Origin of the sequence: Pseudonocardia sp. N23, from assembly GCF_002583555.1 — a bacterium.
Lineage (GTDB): Bacteria > Actinomycetota > Actinomycetes > Mycobacteriales > Pseudonocardiaceae > Pseudonocardia.
Map to the genome: position 1 here is coordinate 255,760 of NZ_BEGX01000057.1, position 10,271 is coordinate 266,030.

Genomic DNA, 10,271 nt, shown 5'->3' on the forward strand with positions numbered 1-10,271 from the left:
CGCGGTCACCGGGCACCGACCTGGCGGGTGACACCGACGGCGATGCGGGCGAGGCGTTCGTCGGCGTCGGCGTGGCCGGACCCACGGGCGGCGGCGCCCATGGCGGCGAGCCGCTGCGCGTCGCGCAGCAGCGGGAGCAGCTCGGCGAGGACCCGCTCCCCGGTGGTCTCGGCGTCGGGCACCAGGATTCCGCCGCCCGCGGCGACGACCGGGCGGGCGTTGAGCGCCTGCTCGCCGTTGCCGTGCGGGAGCGGCACGTACATGGCGGGGAGCCCGACGGCCGTCACCTCGGCGACGGTCGTCATCCCGCAGCGGCCGAGGACGGCGTCGGCGGCGGCGTAGGCGAGGTCCATCCGCTCGATGTAGGGCAGCGGCACGTAGCCGGCGGTCTCGGGGCCGGCCGTGCCGCCCTTGCCGTGGGCGTGCAGGACCGCGACCCCGGCCCCGGCGAACCCGGGCAGCGCGGCGGCGACGGCCGAGTTGAGGGTCCGCGCACCCTGGGAGCCACCGAACACCAGCAGCACGGGGCCGTCGGTGGGCAACCCGAAGAAGGCGCGGGCCTCGGCGCGCAGAGCGGGCCGGTCGAGCCCGGTGATCGAGCGCCGCAACGGCATCCCGACGACCTGCTCGTGGGGCAGCCCGGTCCCGGGGACGGCCGTCGCGACGGCGGCGGCGAACCGGGCGCCGACCTTGTTGGCGAGGCCGGCGCGGGCGTTGGCCTCGTGCACGACGACGGGGACGCGGCCGCGGGCCCCCAGGTAGGCGGGCAGCGAGACGTAGCCGCCGAACCCGACGACGACGTCGGCGTCGACCTCGCGCAGCACGTCGCGGACCGTGCCGACGGCGGCTCGGACCCGGCCCGGCAGCCACAGGAGGTCCTTGCTCGGCTTGCGCGGCAACGGGACCGGCGGGATCAGCCGCAGGGGGTAGCCGCGGGCGGGGATCAGGGTGGTGTCGAGGCCACGCTCGGTGCCGAGCGCGGTGACGACGGCGTCGGGGTGGTCGCGCAGGACCGCGTCGGCGAACGCGAGTGCCGGCTCGATGTGCCCGGCGCTGCCCCCACCGGCGACGACGACGGACAACGTCATCGCTCGCCCTCGCCGGGGCTCGGCCGGCGCTGCGCGCAGGCGCGGTGTGCCTGGTCCACTCGCTGACGCTCCCTCACCGGCGCACCCGCTGGGCGGGCGTCCGGGCGGCCGGCGCCCGGTAGGGCTCGGGGGCCGGCAGGCGCAGCAGCCGCGCGATGCGGCCCTGGCCGCCGTTGCGCAGCACCGCCACCGCCTCCGGCTCGTGCCGGGCGGCGTTGGCGAGCACGCCGAACGCGAACATGGTGACCACCAGGGACGTGCCTCCGGACGAGATCAGGGGTAGCTGCAGACCGGTGACCGGGAGCAGGCCCACGACGTAGCCGATGTTGATGGCGGCCTGGACGACCAGCCACGCGGTGAGGGTGGAGCAGACGATGCGCAGCCACGGGTCGGCGCTGCGGGTGGCGATGCGCAGGCCGGTGTAGGCGAGCGTCGCAAAGAGGGCGAGGACGGCGAAGGCGCCGATGAAGCCGAGCTCCTCGCCGATGATCGCGAAGATGAAGTCGTTGTGCGCGTTGGGCAGGTAGCTCCACTTGGCGCGGCCCTGGCCCAGCCCGACGCCGAACAGGCCGCCGTCGGCGAGCGAGTACAGCGCCTGGGTGGCCTGGTATCCGGGGCCGAGCGGGTCGCTGTCGGCGGAGAGGAACGCGGTGATGCGGCTCTGCCGGTAGCCGGCGGTGAGGCCGAGGACCAGTGCACCCGCGAGCCCGCCGCCCGCGAGCGCGAGCAGCAGCCGGCCGCGGGCGCCGGCGAAGAACAGCAGCGCGATGAGCACGATGCCCAGCGACACGGTCATGCCCAGGTCGGGTTCGAGGACGAGCAGTGTGGCGAGCACGAGCGCGACGGGCACGACCGGCGAGAGCGCGTGCTTCCACCGGTGCATGACCTTGCGGCGGGTCGCGAGCACGTGCGCGCCCCACAGGGCGAGCGCCACCTTGGCGGGCTCGCCGGGCTGGAACGCGAAGGGGCCCAGGGTGAACCAGGCGCGCGACCCGCCACGCACCGAACCGAGGCCGGGGATGAGCACCAGGGCCAGCAGCACCGCGCACCCCAGCAGCAGGACCGGGGACAGGGCGCGCAGCGTCGTCGGCTTGATCCGCAGCCCGATGTAGAAGACGACGAGACCGACGCCGCAGAACATGACCTGGCGGGTGAACACCGAGTACGACGACCCGCCCGCGGTGAACGACTCGACCGACGACGCCGACAGCACCATCACGAGACCGAACGTCGTGAGCAGGCCGAACACGCCCAGGACAAGATGCAGCGACGTCAGCGGGCGGCGCAGCCACTGTGCGAGGGCGGTCCCGCCCCGGCCGACGGCGGCGCGGGCTCCCGCGAAGGTCTGCGGGCCGGCGACGGGGCGGCGTAGGGGGGCCTTCCGGGCCGTCGCGCCGGTGCCGGCGGTCCGGCCCGCGGCGGGGCCGGGCTCGGCGGCGGCGCGCTCGGCGGGGCTCATCTCGACGCCTCCGCCGGTGCCTCCCGGCCCGGGGGGCGGGTCGCTGCGGGTAGCGCGGCGACCGCGTCGGCGAAGGCCCGCCCGCGGTGGGCGTAGTCGCGGAACTGGTCCATCGACGCCGCGGCCGGGGCGAGGAGGACGACGTCGCCCGGGCGTGCGAGGTCGGCGGCACGGCGCACTGCGGTCGTCATGGGCTCATCGTCACCCGACTCGACCTCGACGACCGGGAGGTCGGGGGCGTGTCGCGCAAGGGCTGCGACGATCTCCGCCCGGTCGGTGCCGATGATCACCGCCGCGCGCATCCCGGCGGTCCGGCGTGCGACGAGGTCGTCGACCGACGCGCCCTTGAACAGACCACCCGCCACCCAGACGACGGGGCGGCCCCGCTGGGCGGCCAGGGAGGCGTCGGCCGCGTGCGGGTTGGTGGCCTTGGAGTCGTCGACGAACGTCACGTCGCCGACCACACCCACCGTCTCGGAGCGGTGCGGTCCGGGCCGGAACCCGCCGAGCCCGGCGGCGACCGCGTCGGCGGCCACGCCGTGCGCGCGGGCCAGCGCGGCCGCGGCCAGCGCGTCGGTCAGGCCGGGGGCACCACCGGGTGTGACGACGTCGGCGGCGACGAGCTCGGCCGTCTCGCCGGGGGCGCCGAAGGCCCGGTCGACCAGCATGCCCCCGACGATCCCGAGCTCGCCCGGCCCGGGTTCGCCGAGGGTGACCGCGACCCGGACGGGCGCGGGGGCGGCGGAGAGCAGGGTGGCGGCCCAGACGTCGTCGACGCAGCCGACGGCGACGCGGCCGGTGAGCGCGCGGGCCTTCGCGGCGGCGTAGGCGTCCATCCCGCCGTGCCAGTCGAGGTGGTCCTCGGCGACGTTGAGCACGACGCCCGCGTCGGGGCGCACCGACGGCGACCGGTGCAGCTGGAAGCTCGACAGCTCCACCGCGAGGACGCGGTGCCCGGCCTCGACCGCGCTGACGACCGGGAGGCCGATGTTGCCGCAGGCCACCGAGTCGTGGCCGGCGGCGGCGAGGATCGCGGCGAGCATGCTGGTGGTCGTCGTCTTGCCGTTGGTGCCGGTGACGACGAGCCAGCTGGGTGGCGACGCCGACACGGCGCCGAGCCGCCACGCCAGCTCCGGCTCACCGATGACCTCGATGCCCCGCGCCGCGGCGGCGTCGACGAGTGGGTGGTCGGGCCGCAGGCCGGGGCTGGTGACGACGAGCTCGGTGCCGTCGGGAAGCCCCTCCCCCGCGCGGGCGCCGGCGGGCAGGTCGGCGAGCCGGGCGGGCGTGTCGTCGGTGACGACGACGTCGGCACCGTGCGCGACCAGGACCTCGGCGGCCGCGAGCCCGGACACACCGGCCCCGGCGACGACGATGCGGCGCCCCCGCACGGGATCGTCGGTTCCAGCCTCGGTGGTCGGCACTACACGCCTGCCGAGGCCGTCAGCCACTCGCTGTAGAACAGCCCGAGACCCAGCGCCGCGCACATGGCTGCGAGCAGCCAGAACCGGATGATGACGGTGGTCTCCGCCCAGCCGGCCAGCTCGAAGTGATGATGGAACGGGGCCATGCGGAACAGCCGTCTCCGCGTCGTGCGGAACACGACGATCTGCAGTGCCACCGACAGGATCTCGACGACGAACACACCGCCGATGACGATGAGCAGCAGCTCGGTGCGGGTGACGATCGACAGCCCGGCGATCAGGCCGCCCAGGGCGAGGGACCCGGTGTCGCCCATGAAGATCCTTGCGGGCGCGGCGTTCCACCACAGGAAGCCGATGCAGGCGCCCATCGCGGCTGCCGCGACGAGGGCGACGTCGAGAGGGTCGCGGACCTCGTAGCAGCCCGCGGCGGCGGTCACGGCGCAGCTGTTTCGGAACTGCCAGAAGCCGATGATCGTGTACGTCCCGAGCACCATCGCCGAGGTGCCTGCGGCGAGCCCGTCGAGGCCGTCGGTCAGGTTGACCGCGTTCGACCAGGCCGACACGACGAGGTAGCAGAAGATCACGAAGCCGATGGAGCCGAAGCTCAGCACGGCGATCTCGCGGACGAACGACAGCTGGTCCGACGCCGGGGTCAGGTTGCGCGCGTTGGCGAACCGCAGGGCGAGGATCGCGAACACGACCGCGGTGATCAGCTGCCCGACGAGCTTCGACGTCTTGTTCAGGCCCAGGTTGCGGTGGCGGCGGATCTTGATGAAGTCGTCGAGGAAGCCGACGAGGCCGAGCGCCGTCGTGAGCATGAGGACGAGCAGCGCCGACGCGCTCATGGGCTCGCCGGACAGCAGGTGCGCGCCCAGGTAGCCGATCCACAGCGCCAGCAGGATCGCGACGCCACCCATCGTGGGCGTGCCGCGCTTGCTCTTGTGGCTGGCGGGCCCGTCGGCCCGGATCTCCTGGCCGAACCCCTGCCGGGAGAAGAACTTGATCAGGTACGGGGTCAGCAGGATGGACACCGCGAGTGCGATGCCGGCGGCGACGAAGACACTCCTCACCGGGACACCAGCTCGTTCTCCTGTCGATCGTCGTGGGGAGCTTCGTGGAGCAGCGCGTCGGCGACGCGGTCGAGGCCGACGGCACGGGAGGCCTTGACCAGCACCACGTCGCCGGTGGCGACCTCGGCGCGCAGCAGCGCGAGCGCGGCGGCGGGATCGGGGACGTGGCGGGCTGCGGCGCCGTAGCCGGGCTCGCCGACGGCGACGAGTGCGTCGACGCCCAGCTCCGCGGCGGCGCCCGCGACCTCGGCGTGCGCCGCGGCCTCGGACTCGCCGAGCTCGGCCATGCGGCCCAGCACGGCCCAGGTGCGGCGGCCGCGGCCCAGGTCGGTGAGCGCGGCGAGGGCGGCGCGCATCGACTCGGGGTTGGCGTTGTAGGCGTCGTTGACGACGGTGACGCCGTCGGCGCGGTCGGTGACCTCCATCCGCCAGCGCGACACGGGCGCGGCGGCGGACAGGGCGGCGGCGACACCCTCGGGAGTACCACCGAGCTCGAGGGCGACGGCGGCGGCCGACAGCGCGTTGCCGACGTGGTGCGCCCCGACGAGGCGCAGCGCGACGTCGGCCTCGCCCGCGGGGGTGACCAGCCGGAACCGTGCGCGGCCCGCCTCCGAGGTGACGCCGACGGCGCGGACGAGCGCACCGGCACCGAGGCCGACGGGGACGACCCGGGCGACGGTGCGCGAGGCCATCGCGGCGACGGCGGGATCGTCGGCGTTGAGGACGGCGACACCCGTGTCCGGGAGGGCCTCGACGAGCTCCCCCTTGGCGTGCGCGATCGCCTCCGGCGAGCCGAACTCGCCGAGATGGGCCCGCCCGACGTTGAGCACGACCCCGATCCGCGGCGGCGCGACCGCGCACAGGGCGGCGATGTGGCCTGGCCCGCGGGCCGACAGCTCCAGGACGAGGTGGCGGGTGCCTGCGTCGGCGCGCAGCGCCGTCCACGGGTGGCCGAGCTCGTTGTTGAACGAGCCGGGCGGCGCGACGGTCGGCCCCAGCGGGGCGAGGACGGCGGCCAACAGGTCCTTGGTCGAGGTCTTGCCGGAGCTGCCGGTGACGCCGACGACGGCGAGTCCCGGAAGGGCGTCGACGTTGTGCCGGGCCAGCCTCGCGAGCGCGGCGAGGACCGCGGAACCGGCGCCGTCGGCGTCGTGCTCGGCGAGGTAGGTGCCGGCCACCCCGCCGGCGGGCGGGACGACGACCGCGGGCGCGTCGACCTCGCGGGCAGCGAGCACCCCCGCCGCGCCGGCCGTGACCGCCGCGGCGGCGAACGTGTGCCCGTCGACGCGCTCGCCCGGCAGCGCCAGGAACAGCGCGCCCGGCCCGGCCTTGCGGGAGTCGAACTCGACGGAGGTGACCTGCTCCTCGCCGGTCGCGCGGTGCAGCCGCCCACCGGTGACGGCGGCGACGTCGGCCAGCCGCATGCCGATCATGCGCCCGCCCCGCCCACCGGGCGCAGCGCCGCCCGGACCTCGTCGACGTCGTCGAAGGGGTGCTTCACGCCGTCGATCTCCTGGCCCTTCTCGTGTCCCTTGCCGGCGATGACGACCACGTCTCCCGGCCGCGCGGCCTCGACGGCCGCGGCGATGGCGGCCCGCCGGTCGCCGATCTCGACGATCTCCCCGCGCCGCGGCTCGGCCTCGGCACCGGCACGCATCTGCCGCCGGATCTCCGCCGGGTCCTCGGTCCGCGGGTTGTCGTCGGTGACGACGAGGACGTCCGACCCGGCTGCGGCGATCGCGCCCATGAGCGGGCGCTTGCCGCGGTCGCGGTCGCCGCCGCAGCCCAGCACCGTGATGACGCGGCCGCCGACCTGGGCGCGCAGCGCGTCGAGCAGGGCACCGACGGCGGCGGGCTTGTGCGCGTAGTCGACGACGGCGAGGAAGTCCTGCCCCGCCTCGACGCGCTGCATCCGGCCCGGCACGGCCAGCTCCGCGAACCGGGCGGCGGCCACGGCCGCGGGAACCCCGGCGGCGTCGAGACAGGCCAGCGCGAGCAGCGCGTTGGCGACGTTGTAGGCGCCGGGCAGCCGCAGCGAGACGGGGACCTCGCCGCCGGGGGTGGCCGCGACGAAGTGCTGCGTGCCGTCGTCGTCGCGGCGGACGGTGCCCGCGACGGACCAGTCGGCCGGGCCCGTCGTGGCGACGGTGACCGGGTCCGGGGTGCGGGCCGCGAGGCGGTGGCCCCACTCGTCGTCGACGCAGACGACCCGGTGCCGCGGCGCACCCGGACGGGCCGGGTCGAACAGCATGGCCTTGGCCTCGAAGTAGTCGTCCATGTCGCGGTGGAAGTCGAGGTGGTCCTGCGACAGGTTCGTGAAGCCCGCCACCGAGAACCGGGTGCCGGCGACGCGGTCGAGCGCGAGCGCGTGGCTCGACACCTCCATCGCGACGTCGGTGACGCCCCGCTCGGCCATCACGGCGAACAGGGCCTGCAGGTCGGGCGACTCGGGCGTGGTGAACGCACTGGGCGCCTCGGCGCCGCGGATGCGGGTGGCGACGGTACCCAGCAGGCCGGTGGCCCGGCCCGCCGCGGCGAGTCCTGCCTCGAGCAGGTGCCCGACCGTCGTCTTGCCGCTGGTACCGGTGATGCCGATGACGTCGAGCGCCGCCGTGGGATCGCCGTACACGCGGGCCGCGAGGTCGCCGAGCACGTGCCGCGGCTGCGGGTGCACCAGGACCGGCACGTCGCCCGCGACGAGCGCGCCGCGGGCGGCACCCGCCAGGTCGGTGAGGACCGCGGCGGCACCGGCGGCGATCGCGTCGGCGGCGAAGTCGGCCCCGTGCACGCGCGCGCCCGGCAGCGCGGCGAACAGGTCACCCGGCCGGACGTCGGAGGCGCGCAGCGTCGCGCCGGTCACGGGGCGGACGGCGGAGGCCGGATGGCGCAGCTCGGCATCGGCGGACGCGGCGAGGACCGCGACGTCGACCGGCCGCACGTGGTCCGGCCGCGGAGGCGCGGCGGTCACGGGGGAGCTTGCGGGCGGCACGGGGCGGAAGGCTACCGGCGTCCCCCGACACGCCCGACGGGCACCGGTGCCGTCGCCACCGCTCCCCGGCCTCCGGCGCGCCACCCGCCGCGGCGGGTGCACCGGTGACCGCCACCGCAGCACCCGCGTCACCACCACGGACACCGGTCGGCGCCCGGAGCCGACCGATGATCGATACGTCGCCGCTGGTCGGCGGGCATGTGGGGGCACCCGATCGTCCGTGAGGGGACCGGACCGGCGGGCGCACCCGCCCGACCCGTCGTCGCGATCCTCACCGCATCCCGCACGCGGGCCCGCGCCGGCCCGGTCAGGGTGCGACGAGCGTCTGGAACGGGGCCGGCGGACCGACCGGGATCTGCTGGCGCGCAGCGATGTAGCTCGCCATGTCGTGGAACAGCGGCGCCGCCGACGCCCCGCCCGCGGGCGCGTCGAGCATGATCCCGATGACGAACCGCGGGTCCTGCGCGGGCAGCATGCCCGCGAAGGTGATCCAGTACGTCGAGCGGGCGTAGCAACCGCAGGACGGGTCGACCTGCTGGGCCGTGCCCGTCTTGCCCGCGACCTGGTAGCCGTCGACGCCCGCCGCCGCACCGGTGCCGCGCTGCACGCCCTTGGCGTTCTGCGTGACCGCGGTCAGCATGCCGCGCAACGTCTGCGCCGTCTGCGGGGAGACGACCCGCACCGGCTCGGGGGGCGGTGGCGCCGTGCGCACCCCGGTCGGGCCCACCGTCGACGCGACGATCCGCGGCGGGATGCGGACGCCGTCGTTGGCCACCGCCTGGTACATGCCCGCCATCTGCAGCACCGTCATCGACAGGCCCTGGCCGATGGGCAGGTTGCCGAACGTCGAACCCGACCAGGTGTCGCGCGCCGGAACCTTGCCCGCGCTCTCCCCCGGCAGCCCGATTCCCGTCTTCTGGCCGAGGCCGAAGCGGGCGAGCATGTCGGCGAAACGGTCCTCGCCGACCTTCTGCGCCGTCATGATCGTGCCGACGTTCGACGACTTCGCCAGTACACCGGTCAGCGTGTAGTGGTCGAGGCCGTGCTTCCACGCGTCGTTGACCGTGCGGTCGGCGACCTTGATGCTGCCGGGCACGTCGAGCACGTCGTCGGGCTTGGCCACCCCGTACTCCAGCGCCGCCGACATCGTCACGATCTTGTTGACCGAACCCGGCTCGAACGGCGAGGTCACCGCCGCGTTGCCCATCGCGGCCGGGTCGGACCCCGCCAGGTTCGACGGGTCGAACGTGGTGCCGTTGGCCAGGGCCAGCACCTCGCCCGTCTTCACGTCGAGCACGACGGCCGAGCCGCCCTTGGCGTTCGTCTTGGCGACGTAGTCCTGGAGCTGGCGCTGGATCGTGTACTGCATGTCGGAGTCGATCGTGAGCTGGATGTCCGAGCCCGGCACGGCGTCCTGCTGGGCGCGGGTGCTGCCGGGGATGATCGCGGAGCTGCCCTCGGCGGTGTCGACGACCTCGTAGCCGTCGGTGCCGGCGAGCAGCGCGTCCTGCGAGCTCTCCAGGCCGACCAGACCGGTGAGCTTCTGGTCGCCGCTGTTCCACGACGCCGCCCCGATGACGTTGGCCGCGAGGCTGCCGCCCGGGTACTGCCGCGACTCGCGCTTCTCCTCGGCGATCTCCGGGAACGCCGCGCGCAGCTCGCGGGCCGCGCCCGGGTCGGCCAGCGGGGCCAGCACGACGTAGCCCTTGTCGCTGTTCAACGAGGCCAGCAGTGCGTTCGGGTCGCCGCCGGTGCGCGCGGCGACGGCCGTGGCAATCTGCTGCTTGTAGGCCGCGGCCTGCGCGCCCTTCTGCTGGGTGATCAGCCGCGGGTTGGTGACGAGCGCGCTCGCCTCGGTGCTGAACGCCAGCGGGGTGCCGTTGCGGTCGAGGATCGAGCCGCGTTCGGCGGGCAGCGGGAACCGGGTGAGGCGCTGCTTCTCCGACGACGCCGTGAGCGAGCCCGACTGGACCGTCTGCACGCTGATCAGCTTCACCAGCGACAACGTCAGCAATGCGACCAGCACGAGCCGGCCGATCTTCATCCGGCGTGACGGGTCGCCCGAGCGGGTGGGCGCCGGCCGCGGCGGGACCGGGCGGCGCGGCGGCGCCGTGCGGGCGGGTCCGGCGGGCCGGGACCGCGGCGGCGCGACCGGCATCAGCCTGCTCCGCCCGCGGTGGTGCCGGCGGTGCCTGCCGCGGGAGCGTCGGCGTTGGCCTGGGTCAGGGCGTCCTCGGTGGG

At 75.4% G+C, this 10,271-nt stretch carries 7 protein-coding genes; all 7 read right to left on the reverse strand.

Annotation, left to right across the window (positions count from 1 at the left end):
* Window positions 1-5 precede the first annotated feature (5 nt).
* On the reverse strand, window positions 6-1,088 hold the full coding sequence (locus tag TOK_RS17960; protein ID WP_098959020.1) for a glycosyltransferase: 1,083 nt from the start codon (window positions 1,086-1,088) through the stop codon (window positions 6-8).
* A gap of 73 nt (window positions 1,089-1,161) precedes the next feature.
* Window positions 1,162-2,547 (reverse strand): putative lipid II flippase FtsW, encoded by a 1,386-nt coding sequence (gene ftsW / locus TOK_RS17965; RefSeq protein ID WP_098959022.1) that lies wholly within the window; start codon window positions 2,545-2,547, stop codon window positions 1,162-1,164.
* Window positions 2,544-3,971, reverse strand: a complete 1,428-nt coding sequence (gene murD, locus TOK_RS17970) for a UDP-N-acetylmuramoyl-L-alanine--D-glutamate ligase (RefSeq protein ID WP_253258449.1) — start codon at window positions 3,969-3,971, stop codon at window positions 2,544-2,546. Before murD ends, ftsW begins: the two co-directional genes overlap by 4 nt.
* Window positions 3,971-5,041 (reverse strand): phospho-N-acetylmuramoyl-pentapeptide-transferase, encoded by a 1,071-nt coding sequence (gene mraY, locus TOK_RS17975; RefSeq protein ID WP_098959024.1) that lies wholly within the window; start codon window positions 5,039-5,041, stop codon window positions 3,971-3,973. The genes murD and mraY overlap by 1 nt, the downstream gene beginning before the upstream one ends.
* The gene (murF, locus tag TOK_RS17980; RefSeq protein WP_098959026.1) at window positions 5,038-6,474 is read right to left on the reverse strand and encodes a UDP-N-acetylmuramoyl-tripeptide--D-alanyl-D-alanine ligase; all 1,437 of its coding nucleotides are present in this window, start codon (window positions 6,472-6,474) and stop codon (window positions 5,038-5,040) included. Before murF ends, mraY begins: the two co-directional genes overlap by 4 nt.
* A complete protein-coding gene (locus TOK_RS17985; RefSeq protein WP_253258450.1) occupies window positions 6,471-8,030 on the reverse strand; it encodes a UDP-N-acetylmuramoyl-L-alanyl-D-glutamate--2,6-diaminopimelate ligase in 1,560 nt (519 codons plus the stop codon). Before TOK_RS17985 ends, murF begins: the two co-directional genes overlap by 4 nt.
* Before the next feature lie 307 nt (window positions 8,031-8,337).
* Entirely contained in the window at window positions 8,338-10,188 is a 1,851-nt protein-coding gene (locus TOK_RS17990; protein WP_098959030.1) for a penicillin-binding protein 2, read from the reverse strand.
* Window positions 10,189-10,271 lie beyond the last annotated feature (83 nt).

Bases quoted from the DNA above. Each gene is read 5' to 3' on its own strand.
- TOK_RS17960 (WP_098959020.1), bottom strand. From the start codon at position 1,088: ATGACGTTGTCCGTCGTCGTCGCCGGTGGGGGCAGCGCCGGGCACATC.
- ftsW (WP_098959022.1), bottom strand. From the start codon at position 2,547: ATGAGCCCCGCCGAGCGCGCCGCCGCCGAGCCCGGCCCCGCCGCGGGC.
- murF (WP_098959026.1), bottom strand. From the start codon at position 6,474: ATGATCGGCATGCGGCTGGCCGACGTCGCCGCCGTCACCGGTGGGCGG.
- TOK_RS17990 (WP_098959030.1), bottom strand. From the start codon at position 10,188: ATGCCGGTCGCGCCGCCGCGGTCCCGGCCCGCCGGACCCGCCCGCACG.